16 protein-coding genes are annotated in these 15,368 nt (G+C 41.7%); 8 read left to right on the top strand and 8 right to left on the bottom strand.

The annotated features are described in order from the left end of the window. Positions 1-52: 52 nt before the first annotated feature. The 3 genes from WAE57_RS13270 to ahcY all read right to left on the bottom strand — a co-directional run bounded on the left by WAE57_RS13270 (position 53) and on the right by ahcY (position 3,171). Positions 53-769, bottom strand: a complete 717-nt coding sequence (locus WAE57_RS13270) for a 16S rRNA (uracil(1498)-N(3))-methyltransferase (RefSeq protein ID WP_337710945.1) — start codon at positions 767-769, stop codon at positions 53-55. A gap of 30 nt (positions 770-799) precedes the next feature. Continuing rightward, positions 800-1,636, bottom strand: coding sequence for a methylenetetrahydrofolate reductase [NAD(P)H] (gene metF, locus WAE57_RS13265; protein ID WP_237786272.1), 837 nt, complete (start codon positions 1,634-1,636; stop codon positions 800-802). Between the two features lie 152 nt (positions 1,637-1,788). Beyond that, positions 1,789-3,171 (bottom strand): adenosylhomocysteinase, encoded by a 1,383-nt coding sequence (gene ahcY / locus WAE57_RS13260; protein WP_337710944.1) that lies wholly within the window; start codon positions 3,169-3,171, stop codon positions 1,789-1,791. 247 nt (positions 3,172-3,418) lie between these two features. Between ahcY and WAE57_RS13255 the strand changes: the two genes are divergently transcribed. Beyond that, positions 3,419-3,943, top strand: a complete 525-nt coding sequence (locus WAE57_RS13255) for a cysteine peptidase family C39 domain-containing protein (RefSeq protein ID WP_337710943.1) — start codon at positions 3,419-3,421, stop codon at positions 3,941-3,943. Positions 3,944-3,999: 56 nt separating this feature from the next. Here WAE57_RS13255 and WAE57_RS13250 read toward each other — a convergent pair whose 3' ends face one another. The 3 genes from WAE57_RS13250 to radA all read right to left on the bottom strand — a co-directional run bounded on the left by WAE57_RS13250 (position 4,000) and on the right by radA (position 7,138). Next, a complete protein-coding gene (locus WAE57_RS13250; RefSeq protein WP_337710942.1) occupies positions 4,000-4,515 on the bottom strand; it encodes a tetratricopeptide repeat protein in 516 nt (171 codons plus the stop codon). A gap of 135 nt (positions 4,516-4,650) precedes the next feature. Next, positions 4,651-5,631 (bottom strand): Tim44-like domain-containing protein, encoded by a 981-nt coding sequence (locus WAE57_RS13245; RefSeq protein ID WP_337710941.1) that lies wholly within the window; start codon positions 5,629-5,631, stop codon positions 4,651-4,653. A gap of 115 nt (positions 5,632-5,746) precedes the next feature. After that, positions 5,747-7,138 carry a DNA repair protein RadA gene (gene radA / locus WAE57_RS13240; RefSeq protein ID WP_337710940.1) on the bottom strand — a complete coding sequence of 464 codons (1,392 nt, stop codon included), beginning with the start codon at positions 7,136-7,138 and terminating at the stop codon, positions 5,747-5,749. Between the two features lie 283 nt (positions 7,139-7,421). Here radA and WAE57_RS13235 point away from each other — a divergent pair, with 283 nt between their 5' ends. The 4 genes from WAE57_RS13235 to dapF all read left to right on the top strand — a co-directional run bounded on the left by WAE57_RS13235 (position 7,422) and on the right by dapF (position 11,324). After that, on the top strand, positions 7,422-8,825 hold the full coding sequence (locus WAE57_RS13235; RefSeq protein WP_237786279.1) for an amino acid permease: 1,404 nt from the start codon (positions 7,422-7,424) through the stop codon (positions 8,823-8,825). Positions 8,826-8,959: 134 nt separating this feature from the next. After that, positions 8,960-9,181: a lipoprotein gene (locus WAE57_RS13230; RefSeq protein ID WP_337710939.1), complete on the top strand. Its 222-nt coding sequence runs from the start codon at positions 8,960-8,962 to the stop codon at positions 9,179-9,181. A 38-nt stretch (positions 9,182-9,219) separates the two neighbouring features. Continuing rightward, positions 9,220-10,464, top strand: coding sequence for a diaminopimelate decarboxylase (gene lysA / locus WAE57_RS13225; RefSeq protein ID WP_337710938.1), 1,245 nt, complete (start codon positions 9,220-9,222; stop codon positions 10,462-10,464). Between the two features lie 14 nt (positions 10,465-10,478). Then, positions 10,479-11,324 carry a diaminopimelate epimerase gene (gene dapF, locus WAE57_RS13220; RefSeq protein ID WP_337710937.1) on the top strand — a complete coding sequence of 282 codons (846 nt, stop codon included), beginning with the start codon at positions 10,479-10,481 and terminating at the stop codon, positions 11,322-11,324. A 54-nt stretch (positions 11,325-11,378) separates the two neighbouring features. Here the strand turns inward: dapF and WAE57_RS13215 are convergent, their stop codons facing one another. Further along, a complete protein-coding gene (locus WAE57_RS13215) occupies positions 11,379-11,708 on the bottom strand; it encodes a hypothetical protein (RefSeq protein WP_086176885.1) in 330 nt (109 codons plus the stop codon). 202 nt (positions 11,709-11,910) lie between these two features. Here WAE57_RS13215 and xerA point away from each other — a divergent pair, with 202 nt between their 5' ends. Both xerA and WAE57_RS13205 read left to right on the top strand, forming a co-directional pair. Further along, positions 11,911-12,804, top strand: coding sequence for a site-specific tyrosine recombinase/integron integrase (xerA, locus tag WAE57_RS13210; RefSeq protein ID WP_337710972.1), 894 nt, complete (start codon positions 11,911-11,913; stop codon positions 12,802-12,804). Between the two features lie 261 nt (positions 12,805-13,065). Continuing rightward, a complete protein-coding gene (locus tag WAE57_RS13205) occupies positions 13,066-13,452 on the top strand; it encodes a hypothetical protein (RefSeq protein ID WP_337710936.1) in 387 nt (128 codons plus the stop codon). A gap of 188 nt (positions 13,453-13,640) precedes the next feature. Here the strand turns inward: WAE57_RS13205 and WAE57_RS13200 are convergent, their stop codons facing one another. Then, positions 13,641-14,135 (bottom strand): Lrp/AsnC family transcriptional regulator, encoded by a 495-nt coding sequence (locus WAE57_RS13200; protein ID WP_337710935.1) that lies wholly within the window; start codon positions 14,133-14,135, stop codon positions 13,641-13,643. 113 nt (positions 14,136-14,248) lie between these two features. On the opposite strand from WAE57_RS13200, the gene WAE57_RS13195 reads away from it, so the two are divergent. After that, positions 14,249-14,854, top strand: a complete 606-nt coding sequence (locus WAE57_RS13195; protein WP_337710934.1) for a LysE family translocator — start codon at positions 14,249-14,251, stop codon at positions 14,852-14,854. The last annotated feature ends 514 nt before the right edge of the window (positions 14,855-15,368 follow it).

The raw sequence follows: 15,368 nt of genomic DNA, 5'->3' as shown, positions 1-15,368 counted from the left end.
TTATTTGAAAAAATCAATCTAATCATACCCCATTTATCTAAATTCTGATGAACTATACAGTTAAGTTATAATTCAAAATGGATAAGGCTACAATAGGGGCAGTTTCTGTGCGTAACACACGATTGCCGATACACCAATTTATAAATCCTACATTGTTAGATAATTGTATCTCTGCTTCGCTTAAGCCGCCTTCAGGACCAATTAATAATGCAATATCTGGGGTAGCATTGGCCAATACATTGACCTGGTCTTTATTGGGTGCGAGTACCAGTTTTGTTGCCGGTAATTCACTGGCCAGCCAGTCCTGTAACGATACAGGTGCTAACACTTCAGGAACCTTGTTCATCCCGCATTGTTCGCAAGCTGCAATTGCAATTCCTTGCCAATGGTCGATTTTCTTTTGGTCACGATCATACTTAAGCCGCATTTCACAACGTTCGGAAGTCAGCAGCTGAATTTTTGATACACCCAGTTCGGTTGCTTTTTGAATGGCATAATCCATCCGGTCACCTTTGCTCATCACTTGTCCAAGCAAGGTGCTAAATGCAGGGGTGCGATCATCAGGATTAAATGAGTCGACAGAAACGGTCGCTGACTTTTTTGTTACTTCAATAAGCGTAACTTCATATTCACCACCTTGTCCATTGAACAAGGTGGCTTTTTCACCTGTTTGTGCACGTAATACTTTGACCCAGTGATGAAAAACCGTTTCAGTTAATTCAACATTCATATCAACAGCTAAATCAGCTTCAATATAAAAACGCGGCATTTAAGTATTACTCACAAATTAGATAAAAAATTAGGCCAGGCCAAGATCGAGCACAAGCTGACGGGTTGGATCAGTGGTGTTCATGGTATAGAAGTGCAAACTTGGTGCACCGCCTGCCAGCAGACGTTCACACAAGTTCACCACAACTTCATGACCAAAGGCTTTGATGCTTGCTGTGTCATCGCCATAGGTGGCCAATTGCTTACGAATCCAGCGTGGAATTTCGGCACCGGTACCATCAGCGAAGCGAATCAGGTTGCTTGCATTGGTAATTGGCATAATGCCAGGCGCTACCGGAATATTCACACCTTCTTTTTGAATACGGTCTATAAAATAGAAATATGCATCTGGATTAAAGAAGAACTGGGTTAATGCTGCATTGGCACCGGCATTGGCTTTTTCAACAAAGTGTTGAATATCTTTATCAAAGCTGTCTGCTTGTGGGTGCATTTCAGGATAAGCAGCCACTTCGATTTGGAAGTGGTCACCTGAATGTTCGCGGATAAAGCGAACAAGGTCTTGAGCATAAGGCAATTCACCCAAGCCAACCTGACCTGAAGGCAAGTCACCACGTAGCGCAACAATACGATTGATGCCTTGGGACTTATATAGATCCAGCAATTCTGCAATACGCGCTTTGTCATCCCCGATACAAGAAAGGTGCGGGGCAACAGGGGTGCCTTTACCATTAAAGTCGTTGATTGCAGCAAGTGTACGTTCGCGAGTAGAACCGCCAGCACCATAAGTCACTGAAAAGAATTCAGGATTTAACAGTTGTAATTCTTTATGAACAACACGAAGTTTTTCCGCACCGACATCAGTTTTAGTTGGAAAAAATTCAAACGAAATAGGAACACGTTTAGACATTTTCAAATCCTTTTTATAAATACTGTTTTAATTAGTCTTACCTCTCCTAAATCCTCTCCTGAAAGGAGAGGATTTACCCTCGATGACATACATTTGGTAATGAATGTTCCCTCTCCTTATAGGAGAGGGCTAGGGAGAGGTCATTTAACAACTTAGTATTTATAAGTCTCAGATTTGAATGGACCTTCAACTTGTACGCCAAGGTAATCCGCTTGTTCTTGAGTTAGTGTAGTCAATACACCACCGAAACCAGCAACCATTGCGGCAGCAACTTCTTCGTCCAATTTTTTAGGAAGTAGTTCTACGCGAATTGCGGCTTGTTTTTTGTCTTCAGGAAGATCAGCAAATTTTTCAGCGAACAAGTGCATTTGAGCCAATACCTGATTAGCAAATGAACCGTCCATTACACGTGATGGGTGACCAGTTGCGTTACCAAGGTTCACCAAACGACCTTCAGAAAGAAGGATCAGGTAATCGTTTTCATTTTCTGTACGATACACTTGGTGTACTTGAGGTTTAACTTCAACCCATTTGTAACCACGTAGGTAGTTGGTATCGATTTCAGTATCAAAGTGTCCGATGTTACAAACTACTGCACCAGCTTTTAATGTATCAAGCATTGCAGAGTCACATACGTGGTAGTTACCCGTAGTCGTTACGATCAAGTCAGTGTTTTGAAGAAGATCAACATTTACATCTTCTTTTTTACCTGTTTGTACGCCATTTTTGTATGGAGATACAACTTCGTAACCATCCATGCAGGCTTGCATTGCACAGATTGGATCGATTTCAGATACACGTACAATCATGCCTTCTTGACGAAGTGATTGAGCAGAACCTTTACCTACGTCACCATAACCGATCACAAGCGCACGACGGCCAGATAAAAGCATATCTGTACCACGTTTGATGGCATCGTTGAGTGAGTGACGGCAACCGTATTTGTTGTCATTTTTAGATTTGGTTACTGAATCGTTTACGTTGATTGCAGGAACTTTAAGTGAACCGTCTTTCCACATTTCTAGAAGACGAGCTACACCTGTAGTCGTTTCTTCAGTAATACCGTGAATTTTAGCAATCAGTTCAGGATATTTTTCGTGAACAACAGCAGTCAAGTCACCGCCATCATCTAGAATCATGTTGGCATCCCAAGGTTTGCCATTCACGTTGATTTGTTGTTCAAGACACCACATGTATTCTTCTTCAGTTTCGCCTTTCCAAGCAAATACTGGAACACCAGATGCAGCAATTGCAGCAGCAGCGTGGTCTTGAGTAGAGAAGATGTTACATGAAGTCCAACGCACTTCTGCACCTAATTCAACCAGAGTTTCAATAAGAACCGCAGTTTGAATGGTCATGTGGATACAGCCGAGAATTTTCGCGCCTGCAAGTGGTTTTGATGCCGAGTAGCGTTTACGCAGACCCATAAGGGCTGGCATTTCAGCTTCAGCTAGTTTGATTTCTTTACGGCCGTAATCAGCAAGTGAAATATCGGCAACTTTATAATCTGTAAATGAAGCAGTAACCGCGTTCATCAGGATCTCCTAGAGAAAAAATAGATTGGATCGTTATGTTCGCGGATGCCGTTTTTGATCAAAACCAGTTTTTACAGATGTTTTGACCGGATCGTCGAGCCTAGCGATTTCACATTGCTATTTTTTAAAATGAGCCTGTGAAAAAGTCGCAGCATCCCTCGACTAGCCGGCTATTGTACTTGGAAATTGATTTTGTTCCAATCTGAAATTGATTATTATCAGCACAATCATATTTTGGATGAAAATTATGGCTTTAGAAATGCCTGAAGAATTAGCGAATCTAGAAGCAAATGGTGGAATTTTTGCGGTATGGATGTTGCTGCAACATTTAGGTATCGATGCTGATATTCAGCAACTTGTAGATGTATGTGGGTATGATTCGGAAAATGGCACGACGACCATCGGCTTAGCTGTCGGTCTGAAAAAGTTTGGTTTTCATGTGCAGTTTTATACCGAGCATGACCCTGATCTTCAGGACAGTGAAAAACTCAGTTATAAAGAAGCTGAACAACTGGGTTTACCCATTCTCCCGGCGTTAAGTTATGAGCAAATCCAACAAGCATTTGAGCAAAATAAATTTGTGATTGTCTATTACGACACCTTAGATGATGTGGGTAACCACTCACTTGTTTACGATATAAATGCGGATGAAATCTGTTTCTTTGACAGTTTTGATCCGATGCCTGCTTTAGTGTTTGAGCAGCAACGTCAAGCAGACGGAATTTGTCGACAAGTGATTGTTGTCGAAGTAAATGATGATATCCAGAGTTAATATTTAAAAACTGTATAAAACAAAAGCCCATCATTGGATGGGCTTTTTTAATTCAATTATTGTTCAGTTGCTTGTGCTTTTTCAGACCAGTAATCCGCTTTTTCTTCATCTACATCCACACCTAAACCGTGTTCATAGATGCAAGCTAGATCACGCATGGCTTGAGCATCGCCCCATTCAGCTGCCTGTTTAACTAAAGCAACCGATTTTTCCACGTCTTTTTCAATCACATCACCACGACGGAAATAACCCGCTAACTCTAAAGTCGCAGCAGGGTGTTTTTGCATATTGGCTTTGCTGAGCCAGTAATAGCCCAATTCAAAATGCGCTTTGGATTCTTCCGTGTCTTCTTCAGCCAAGTCTTTAGCATAAACGGTATAACCTTCACCCAGCCAGTACATCGCTTCAATATTGCCATTTTCAGCAGCTTTGAGTGCCCATTCTTCTGCAAGAATAATGTCATCATCATGCTCGCTTTGCATATATAGCTCGGCCAGTTCAAATTGCGCTTTGGCGTTTCCTGTAATAGCTAAATTCATCAGCGAGGCAGGGGGAGAAATTCGGTTAGACATACATGTATCCAAAAACTTTTGCTATAGCCTAAAAGGAATGAAATAAAAAAGCCAATCCGAAGATTGGCTTTTACAGTATTGTCGCTAAAAACATCAACTCATGTCAGTGCATTTAGATGAGTTTTTAGCAAGGGATTAACTTTCTTGCTGAATGCCTGCAACCAACCAGTCTTGGTTAGAACCGGCAGGTTTTACAAAGTGCCAGATTTCAGTAAACGGTTGCGGCAAGCTGTTTAAGTCTTCGCTTACTGTACCGGTGAAACGTACGCTTACCACATACTGACCATTTTCAGTTGCAGAATCGACCACCATCGCATTGAGGTTAGAGAATTCAGCAACGTCCTGATCCTGGTTTGCCATAATGTCGTTACGCATTGACTGATAAAGATCAGGTGTTAAATAACGTTGAATTTCAGCAATGTTACTTGCTGTATTCATGGACTGAATGTGGTTAAAACGCTGACGAGCAACACGTAAGAATGCAGCAGGTTCAGTCCCATCTGGCAATTGATTACCATTGCTTGTTGAAGCAGCACCAAATGGCGCTTGGGTTGCTGCACCTGCAGAACCACCTACTGTTTGACCAAAAATATTGCTGTTGTCATTTGAAGTACGTGGTGCTGCATTTTGCTGACCAAACGGTGCTGTATTGCCAGCATTGTTTGGTGCATACGGATTGTTAGCGGCTAGTTTTTTTTTTGCTCCGAATTTACGGAACAAGAAGAAAGCGACTGCTGCTGCCAGAAGAATCCAGATCCAGCCTGGAAGTCCGCCTTTTTCTTCTTGTTGCTGTTGTGCTGTAGCATCAGCACTGCTTGCAGCAGGTTTATCATCCGCCATTGCATTGGCTGCAACTGCACCAATCGCAGCACCAGCAACACCAGCAGCAACCATACCACCTACGCCCGGACCTGATTTTTGTGGGGCTGTAGCAGGAGCAACAGGTTGTTGGGCAGGAGCAGCTTGACGTGGTTGTTGGTAAGATTGGCTTGGAGCAGCAGAACGACTCATGCCATGGCTTTTACCGCCACCCGCACGTTTCGCTTCAGCCATTGGTGCAACGACCAAAGCTGCCATTAAAATACCGGCCATCAAACTACGCTGTCGAACTTCCATTGATTTTTCCTAATAAATAAAAATGAAATTATAGCCCTATAGTTATGCAGCCATTTAGAGCGAATTTCAATAACAAACTGGTATTTTTTTTACATGACTTTTCATGTGTTTAAGCTTAAGCCAATTCTTCGCTTAGATTCATGGCTTCGGTTAAAGCTTCATGTAAGCGTGCAACCGAAATGATCTGTACATTCGGGATCGGTTTTTGTGGTGCATTGCCACGCGGTAAAATAATGTATTTAAAACCGTGCTTAATGGCTTCTTTTAAGCGCTCCTGACCATTCGGCACCGGACGGATTTCACCCGATAAGCCCACTTCGCCAAATACTGCCAGTTGTTGGGGTAAGGCCTTACCACGCAAGCTTGAGGCACAGGCAAGCAATACAGCAAGGTCGGAACCGGTTTCAGTAATTTTTAGACCGCCGACCACATTGACATACACATCCTGTCCGGATGTTTGCACGCCACCATGACGGTGCATGACTGCCAGTAGCATATTTAAACGGTTTTGTTCCAGGCCTAATGCCACACGACGCGGTTGTCCATGGGCATCATCCACCAGCGCTTGAACTTCCACTAAAAGTGGCCGGGTTCCTTCGCGGCTAATCATTACAATAGAACCGGGAATGGCTTCATCATAACGACTCAAGAAAATAGCCGATGGGTTGGCCACTTCACGCAGACCTTTATCGGTCATGCCAAATACGCCTAGTTCGTTGACTGCCCCGAAACGGTTTTTCACCGCACGAATCATGCGATAACGTGAGTCGGACTGACCTTCAAAATACAGTACACAGTCGACCATATGTTCCAGTACCCGAGGGCCAGCCAATGCGCCTTCTTTGGTCACATGTCCGACCAAGAACAGGGCAGTACCACTATTTTTGGCAAAACGGGTTAGCAAGGCTGCGGATTCACGAATTTGCGAAACACCGCCTGGTGCAGACTGCAAGGTTTCGGTATACAGCGTCTGGATGGAATCCAGAATGGCAACAGCAGGGCGTTCCTGAGCTAAAACTTCACAAATTCGTTCCACACAGGTTTCTGCCATCACTTTAAGATGTTCAGTCGGCAATTCCAAACGGTGAGCACGTAACGCAACCTGCGACAGTGATTCTTCACCGGTCACATAGAGTGCAGAACTTTGTGCATCTGCCATATGGGTCGCAGTCTGCAGCAGAATGGTAGACTTACCAATCCCGGGGTCACCGCCAATCAGCACTACAGAACCTGTGACCAGACCGCCGCCCAAAACACGGTCAAATTCACCAATCCCAGTCGCTAAACGTGTTTCATGTGAAACAGAAACTTTATTCAGGGTGGTAATGTTTGCCGCCTGACCGGCATAGCCGCCGCCCATTTTCGGTTGTGCACGGTGGCTCACTGCAGGCTCAAGCCGAACTTCGGTTAGACAATTCCATTCACCACAATCTGTACATTGACCTGCCCATTTTGGATGATCCGTTCCACATTGTTCACAGCGGTAAACAGTTTTGACCTTGCTCATAAAATATAAATCTTGTGAAAGCTAAAAAGAGTATTTGTGAATGTAGCAATAGCCGTTCAGAAACACAATTTTTTGTATGTTCTATCGCCAAATCAAAAATTGGCACGTAAACTGCTAATTCATGGAAAGTTTAATAAAGGAAATAAAAAGGACTTAAAGTGTATGAAAAATAATCTAAAGCGCCATTAGGCTTGAAAAATATTAAATAATCGCTCAAAAAACTTTTTTTATTTTTTTGTTTTGGGCTACTTTTAACACATTAAATTTAGAGACGAAAATAACAATGTCAAATGAAAACCATAGTTCATCTGCTGCACATGGTGAACTTCAGCGAAGTTTGTCTAATCGGCATTTGCAACTTATTGCGATTGGCGGGGCAATTGGTACAGGTTTATTCATGGGCTCAGGTAAAACCATCAGCCTGGCCGGACCATCCATTCTGATCATTTATATGATTATTGGTTTTATGGTGTTTTTAGTCATGCGTGCGCTTGGCGAACTGTTACTGTCTAACCTGAAATACAAGTCTTTTATTGATTTTTCAACAGATTTAATTGGTCCTTGGGCGGGTTATTTTGTCGGTTGGACCTATTGGCTGTGCTGGATCACCATTGGTATTGCTGATTTGTCCGCAATTATTTATTACCTGCAATTCTTTAATGGAGGGCTGCCGTTTACGCCTGGAGAAGGGGTAATGATCAGTGTTGCGGCCATTATCTTTATTATGGGTTTGAATCTGGTTACCGTTAAATTATTCGGTGAACTGGAGTTCTGGTTTGCATTAATCAAGATTATTGCCATTGTGGTACTGATTGCAGTCGGTTTATGGATGATCTTTACTGGCTTTAGCTCAACCGCAGGTGAAGTGGCTTCATTTACCCATCTGTGGTCACATGACGGTATTTTCCCAACTGGGGTAACCGGTTTCCTGGCAGGTTTCCAGATTGCGATATTCGCCTTTGTTGGGGTAGAGCTGGTTGGTACAACTGCAGCTGAAACCAAAGATCCAGAGCGTAATTTGCCTAAAGCGGTTAACTCGATTCCGATTCGTATCATTATTTTCTATGTGTTGGCACTGATCATTGTCATGTCGGTAACACCATGGAATAAAATTGATCCAAGCATTAGTCCATTTGTAAACCTGTTTAGCCAAGCCGGTATTGCTGCAGCAGCGATTATCATGAATCTGGTGGTACTATCTTCAGTGATGTCATCCATGAATAGTGGTGTGTTCTCGACCAGCCGTATGTTGTTTGGTTTGTCACGTGAAGAGCAGGGTCCTAAAGCTTTTGGTCACCTGAATAAACGTGCTGTTCCTGCGAATGCCTTATATTTCTCTGCGATTTGTTTATTGTTAGGTGCTGCGCTTCAGTACTTTGTACCAAATACAGTTGAAGCCTTTACTTTGGCAACAACACTGTCGACGATCTTGTTTATCTGTGTGTGGCTGATGATCATCTGGAGCTATATCGTGTACTACAAAACACGTCCAGAATTACATGCAAAATCAACCTTTAAACTGCCAGGTGGATTGTTTACCTGTTGGGTGGTAATTATCTTCTTTATCGGCATGATCTATGTGCTGTCTTTGGAAGCCGATACCATGAAAGCGCTGATGGTCAGCCCAATCTGGTTCATCATTTTGATTATTGGCTATTTTGGTTTCTACAAACCGAAACATAAATAATTAACACAAATGATTAAAACGCCGGTTTCAAACTGGCGTTTTTTTTTATCTCACTATAATCTCTAGCGTTTAGTGCTTTGGTCAGGTCACATGATCAGGTTATACTTCTTCGAAAATATGAAATAGGTGGTCAGATGCGTCTTGTCATTTGCTGCATCAGTTTATTGGCAACAGGTTTTGCTCTGGTCGGTTGTGGTCAATCGGGTGCTTTACAGCTACCTAGCGACCAAAACTATGACAAACGTGCAAAATATTTGTTATATCCCAATGTAGATTCAAAACAGCAATCTTCGAATAAGCAAGAAGCAGCTCCGATAGCACAAGAGCTTCCCGCTTCATCAGCTGAAACGAATTAATTTTCAATATTTAAACGCGTCATCGAAAGGATACATTCATGAGTTTTACCCGCATCAATGGGGTTTTGCACGCCGAGCAATGTTCTCTACAACAGCTTGCGCAGCAATTTGGCACGCCACTTTATGTTTATTCAAAAGCGACTTTTGAAAAGCATTATTTAGATATGGATCGTGCATTTAGCTTTATCGATCATCAAATTTGTTTTGCGGTAAAGTCTAACTCTAACCTTGCGGTGTTGAATGTATTGGCCAAGCGTGGCGCGGGCTTCGATATTGTCACCGGTGGTGAGCTTGCCCGTGTGCTTAAAGCAGGGGGCGATGCGTCTAAAATTGTCTTCTCGGGCTTGGGTAAATCTGAAGCGGATATCCAAAAAGCGCTTGAAGTGGGTATTGCCTGCTTTAACGTCGAGTCTTATGCCGAGTTGGATCGCATTCAGAAAGTGGCGGCAAGTTTAGGTAAAAAAGCTCCGATTTCTTTACGGGTCAATCCTGATGTCGATGCCAAAACCCATCCCTATATTTCAACCGGGTTAAAAGAAAACAAATTCGGTATTCCTTCCGATACTGTATTTGAAACCTATCAATATGCTGCATCTTTACCTAATTTAGAAGTCGTAGGGATTGACTGTCATATCGGTTCACAGTTGACTGAAACCCAGCCTTTTGTTGATGCACTTGATCGTGTGATTGTGATGATTGAGAAGCTTAAAGAATTAGGTATCAATCTAAAACACATTGATATCGGTGGTGGTTTGGGTGTGACTTATAAAGATGAAGTTCCACCTACAGTTGAAGAATATGCCAATGCCTTGAAACCGGCTTTAGAAAAACTCGGTTTGAAAGTGTATATGGAACCAGGCCGCAGTATTTCTGCCAATGCAGGGGTATTGCTCACCAAAGTGGATTTGCTTAAACCGACCAATCACCGTAATTTTGCGATTATTGATGCCGCAATGAACGACCTGATTCGTCCTGCCTTATATGAAGCATGGATGGATATTCAGGAAGTAATGCCACGTACTGACGTTGAAGCGAAAGAGTGGGATGTGGTGGGCGCGATTTGTGAAACTGGCGATTTCCTGGGTAAAGAACGTCAGCTGGCAATCAAAGAAAATGATGTACTTGCCGTATTGGGTGCAGGTGCTTACGGTTTTGTGATGAGCTCGAACTACAACAGTCGTGGTCGTGCTGCTGAAGTGATGGTTGATGGTGATCAGGCACATTTGATTCGTGAGCGTGAAAGCGTTGAATCTTTGTGGGAACGCGAACGCTTATTGCCATAATGGAGAGCTCTGAGATGTTTTTAGAATTTACCAAAATGCATGGTTTGGGCAATGACTTTATGGTGGTTGACCTGATCAGCCAGCGTGCCTACCTGGATACCGTTACCATTCAGCGTCTGGCTGACCGTCATTTTGGCATCGGTTTCGACCAGTTGCTGATTGTTGAGCCGCCTGATTTACCGAATGTCGATTTTAAATATCGTATTTTTAATGCCGACGGTTCTGAAGTCGAGCAATGCGGAAACGGTGTACGCTGTTTTGCACGTTTTGTGCATGAGCGTCAGCTCACCACCAAAACCAAAATTAAAGTGCAGACCAAAGCCGGTATTGTCGAGCCTGAACTGGGTGTCAATGGCTGGGTTCGTGTGAACATGGGTTATCCTAAATTCTTGCCGAATGAAATCCCGTTTTTGGCAGATGAGCCTGAAAGTTTGTATGACATTGATCTGGCCAACAATGAAAAGTTAACGATTGATGTGGTCAATATGGGCAATCCACATGCAGTGACCATCGTTCCCGATGTGATCACCGCTGATGTGGCACGTATTGGCCCGCAAGTGGAATCGCATGAACGTTTCCCGCAACGTGTCAATGCCGGCTTTATGCAAATTATTGATGAAAAGCATGCACGTTTGCGTGTGTTTGAGCGTGGCGTAGGTGAAACCTTGGCTTGTGGTACAGGCGCTTGTGCTGCAGCGGTATCCGGTATGCGTCGTGGCTTGCTGGCTAACTCGGTCGAGATTGAACTGGCTGGTGGCAAATTGCAAATTGAATGGAAAGAGGGTGATGTGGTCTGGATGACCGGTCCAACGGCAAATGTTTATCAAGGTCGTATTGATTTGAGTTATTACCAGGCTTAAGCGGTATTACTTTGAAACAAGCCTATCCATGAGATAGGCTTTTTGCTTTCTATTTTATTGATCTAATTCTGCTTGCAGGTCTGCCATCATTTGTTCATACGTGGCTTCAAATATCATGCGATCGCCACCAATGCTGTAGAAACTTGGAATGATAAAAGTCACTAGATTGCTAAATTCAGGGTTGGCATAAAGCATGTCTACAAATACTTCAATTTGATCATCTTGAATGCCAAAGCTTGAGGCAATTTTTTCAAATTCAGGATAAAAGGCTTGGATATTATCTGGATTAAAGCGCTTTTGTAACTCCTTTAATTCATTGGTGAGTTCTTCGGTCTGTAGGCTGTTCAAATTAAAAGATGCTGCAATTTTTTCAAATGAATGCATTTTATACTCGCTATGAAATCGTTTTTATGTCATGTTTTTTGGTAAGTGATTTAATATTAGCAAAAGCTGATCAGAATTTATCTTATAAAATGAATTTTAAATGATTGATTTTTTAGATACAAAATATAGATAGATGTAATATTGAGAAAGGTGGATTGGTGTAGGAAGGTTTATATTAATGGATGCAACGCAATTATTATCCATCTGGCTAAAAGAACGGGAAATTCAAAATCAGTCTAAACATACCTTGCAGGCTTATGAACGTGATGTTTCCGATTTTTTAAATTTTTGTGAAACTAAAAAACTGAATCTGGCCAATATCGAAACCACAGATTTACGCGAATATTTAGCCCATAAAGTGGAACAGCAGCAGCTCAGTTCCAGCAGTTTACAGCGTATGCTATCGTCCATACGCCAATTTATGAAATGGGCCGAGCAGGGGCAGTATCTGGCGTTTAATCCGGCGGATGATTTTCAGTTAAAACGTATTCCCAGACCACTTCCGGGGATGGTCGATATTGAAACCGTGAACCAGATTCTAGATCAGCCAGCACCTGAAAAACCCATTGAACAGCAAATGTGGCTACGGGATAAAGCTATTTTGGAACTGCTATATTCCAGTGGTTTGCGTTTGGCTGAAGTGCAGGGTCTGCGGATTAAGGATATCGATTTTAACCGCCAGTTGTTGCGTATTACCGGTAAGGGGAATAAAACACGGGTGGTGCCTTTTGGTAGCAAAGCCAAAGATGCAGTGATGAAATGGCTGCAAGTCTATCCATTATGGCAGGGTGATTTTGTACCGGATGCGCAGGTTTTTATTACTCAAAAGGGCAATCCGCTCGGTGCGCGTCAAATTGAAAATCGGGTGAAGTTTCAGGCACAGCGTGCCGGAGTTAATGTGGATTTACATCCGCATTTGTTGCGGCATTGTTTTGCTAGTCATATGTTGTCAAACAGCCGGGATTTGCGTGCGGTACAGGAAATGCTGGGACATAGCAATTTGACTACTACGCAAATTTATACCCATGTCGATTTTGATCATTTGGCACAAGTATATGATCAGGCACATCCGCGAGCGCAACTGAAAAAGTCGTAACAATATTAAAATTTAAATCAATCTGGCCTGGACTTTGCTTAATTATTTTAGCGCCAGTTAATGAGATTTAATCAAAGTTAAATAAGCATATGTAAAAATATCGGTTCATAAAGATGACATTTTGAACTATTGTCGGATAATAAAAAGTCAATTTATAAGGTATAAGAATCACCTATAACTATACAGTGAATTGCATGAATCATGTATAGAGATGAAATTATTTATGCTTTCACTGCAGGTCGGTTAAATTTGGGAAGGAAAATGATAGGCGAAACAATGATTTCAGATATTTTAGAGAAGTATGACCAGTTAACGGCTGCGCAGAAAGAAATTTTTGCAGGTTATGGACTTCGTCAAGTTAAACATTTTGTAGAAATAAGTTTGCCTAATATCGAACCGGTTTTACCTGCACATACGCATGTACAAGGGATTAATGCAGAAGGTAAGGTGCAGGCCATTAATAATGTGACCCAACAAACCTATTTGTGGATTTCAGACCTGCAATGGCAGGAGCGTCCAATTGCGACCTCAAATGTAGACTTAAAAGAAGATTTTTTAGCAGTCTGGAAAATATTTAATCTTCAAGCTTACGATTTAATTGATTTAAGTCATGTTCATCGTGACTTCTTGCAGAGTCAGCCTGTATAAGCAGCCTTTTTAGCTTATAGGTTTGTTCAAGGGCTACCTGATTTCATGCGATATCCTTCATGTAGCCCTAAAGTCCTAATTCGAGTAATGGCAGTTTTAAGCTTAAGCCTATTCTTGTAATGCCACTTATATTCAATAACTGATTTCTATATACAGTAATTTCCAAAATTTCGAAAAATAAGATGTCTTTACAGACCATCAAGCGGTAATTGAAAACTCTGTTTAATAATTTGACTGGGTAAATCCGTTTTTACGCTGGTAATGCCGTTTTTCTTGGTCAGATGCGCTGACTGAAATTTACGGTAACTTTCCAGATCTGGAACCACCACTTTTAACATCGCATCGCATTCCCCCAAAATAATATAGCACTCCATCACCTGAGGAAGTTCCTTCATGGCTTCAATGAAGGTATCAATGGTTTCTGCATCCTGTCCGGTTAACCAGATTCGTGAAAACAAAATCAGCTGCAAGCCAATTTTTTGCGGATCCACAACTGTGGTGTAACTCTGAATTACGCCTGCTTCTTCGAGCAGTTTCACCCGACGCAGACAGGAAGAAGGCGACAGCCCAATTTTACGGGCCAGATCGTTATTTTGCATCCGACCATTGTTTTGTAAAGCCTGAATGATATTTTTATCAATACGATCCAGCTTTACTGAAACAAATTTGGAAGATAGTTTCATAAATTAGAATATAATTCGAAAAATAATCATAATTATAGAATATTTGAAATCCTATTTTGTATTATTTATTCGATACTAATTTTCACTTTCAAGACATAGAAAGGGAAAAGGAAATGTCTGTATTTGCACTGTTTGCCTTAACGGTTATTCCGCTTATTTTCACCCCTGGACCAGATATGCTATTTATTCTGTCTCAAGTGATGGGTAAAGATGCAAAGGCAGGCATGCGGGCAACTGTAGGGATTTGCTTGGGCTATTTGGTCCATTCTGTTTTGGTGGCTTTGGGAATTGCCGCCATTATTGTATCTTTCCCGCTATTGTTTGAAACCATTCGCTGGCTCGGGATCGCTTATCTATTATTTCTGGCTTTTAGCTTGATCAAGTCGGTGTTTAGTCAAAATAAATTAACCATCGAGAGAAAATCATCTTCCAACCCGATCAAAAAAGGTTTTTTTACTGCCTTATTAAACCCCAAAGGCATGCTGATCTATTTTGCAATTTTACCGCAGTTTATTGATAAAACTAGGGACACGGTGAGCCAAGGGTTAATCTTGTCTTTCATCTTTATTGGGTTGATCTTTGTGGTGTATTGCGGCTTGAGTGTGTTGTTTGCCACAATCACCCAAAAAACCCATATTGATGAACGTAAACAAAAATGGATTGATGGTGGTTCAGGTGGTTTGTTAATGCTGGCTGCAACCTGGCTGATCATTAATTAAGAGCTGTGAAAAAGCATGTTGTGAGGACATGCTTTTTTAATGCCGAGTAGTATTTGGGCATAAAAAGTAATTTGTTACATGTTTAACTTAAAAAAGCGCTCGATTTTAGGACAAACAGACTGAAAAATTTAGCGGAATCTGTCTTAAATGACAATTCATTACTTTGGTTGTTTCGTCATCCATGTGTGCCAGACCAGCCAGGCACTAATCGGAAACACGTATTAAATCAGAACTTTTGATGAAGTTAATCAGATAAAAACATAATAAAAATCAATGCTTAAAAAATAAATAAATATTTAGGAATTTCATCTTAATAAAAGTAGTGTAAAAAAATATGAACGCCAAGTTCAAGGAAAATGATGCATTTTTACGGCTGTTTCGATAATTGTGACTTGACCGAAATGCCGTACACATTGCAAGATAGGGCACCTAAAAAAATTTAAGTGAAGAGTTATTATAACTTTTCTCAACATTTACATTTGCTAAAACAGCCGAGGATTACATGAAGGCTCTT

The sequence above is a fragment of the Acinetobacter sp. NS-4 genome, from assembly GCF_037402435.1.
Taxonomy (GTDB): domain Bacteria; phylum Pseudomonadota; class Gammaproteobacteria; order Pseudomonadales; family Moraxellaceae; genus Acinetobacter.
This window is presented reverse-complemented; position numbering and strand designations above follow the sequence as displayed.

Coding starts and splice junctions, on each gene's coding strand:
- WAE57_RS13270 (WP_337710945.1), bottom strand. CDS start 769: ATGCCGCGTTTTTATATTGAAGCTGATTTAGCTGTTGATATGAATGTT.
- metF (WP_237786272.1), bottom strand. CDS start 1,636: ATGTCTAAACGTGTTCCTATTTCGTTTGAATTTTTTCCAACTAAAACT.
- ahcY (WP_337710944.1), bottom strand. CDS start 3,171: ATGAACGCGGTTACTGCTTCATTTACAGATTATAAAGTTGCCGATATT.
- WAE57_RS13255 (WP_337710943.1), top strand. CDS start 3,419: ATGGCTTTAGAAATGCCTGAAGAATTAGCGAATCTAGAAGCAAATGGT.
- WAE57_RS13250 (WP_337710942.1), bottom strand. CDS start 4,515: ATGTCTAACCGAATTTCTCCCCCTGCCTCGCTGATGAATTTAGCTATT.
- WAE57_RS13245 (WP_337710941.1), bottom strand. CDS start 5,631: ATGGAAGTTCGACAGCGTAGTTTGATGGCCGGTATTTTAATGGCAGCT.
- radA (WP_337710940.1), bottom strand. CDS start 7,138: ATGAGCAAGGTCAAAACTGTTTACCGCTGTGAACAATGTGGAACGGAT.
- WAE57_RS13235 (WP_237786279.1), top strand. CDS start 7,422: ATGTCAAATGAAAACCATAGTTCATCTGCTGCACATGGTGAACTTCAG.
- WAE57_RS13230 (WP_337710939.1), top strand. CDS start 8,960: ATGCGTCTTGTCATTTGCTGCATCAGTTTATTGGCAACAGGTTTTGCT.
- lysA (WP_337710938.1), top strand. CDS start 9,220: ATGAGTTTTACCCGCATCAATGGGGTTTTGCACGCCGAGCAATGTTCT.
- dapF (WP_337710937.1), top strand. CDS start 10,479: ATGTTTTTAGAATTTACCAAAATGCATGGTTTGGGCAATGACTTTATG.
- WAE57_RS13215 (WP_086176885.1), bottom strand. CDS start 11,708: ATGCATTCATTTGAAAAAATTGCAGCATCTTTTAATTTGAACAGCCTA.
- WAE57_RS13205 (WP_337710936.1), top strand. CDS start 13,066: ATGATAGGCGAAACAATGATTTCAGATATTTTAGAGAAGTATGACCAG.
- WAE57_RS13200 (WP_337710935.1), bottom strand. CDS start 14,135: ATGAAACTATCTTCCAAATTTGTTTCAGTAAAGCTGGATCGTATTGAT.
- WAE57_RS13195 (WP_337710934.1), top strand. CDS start 14,249: ATGTCTGTATTTGCACTGTTTGCCTTAACGGTTATTCCGCTTATTTTC.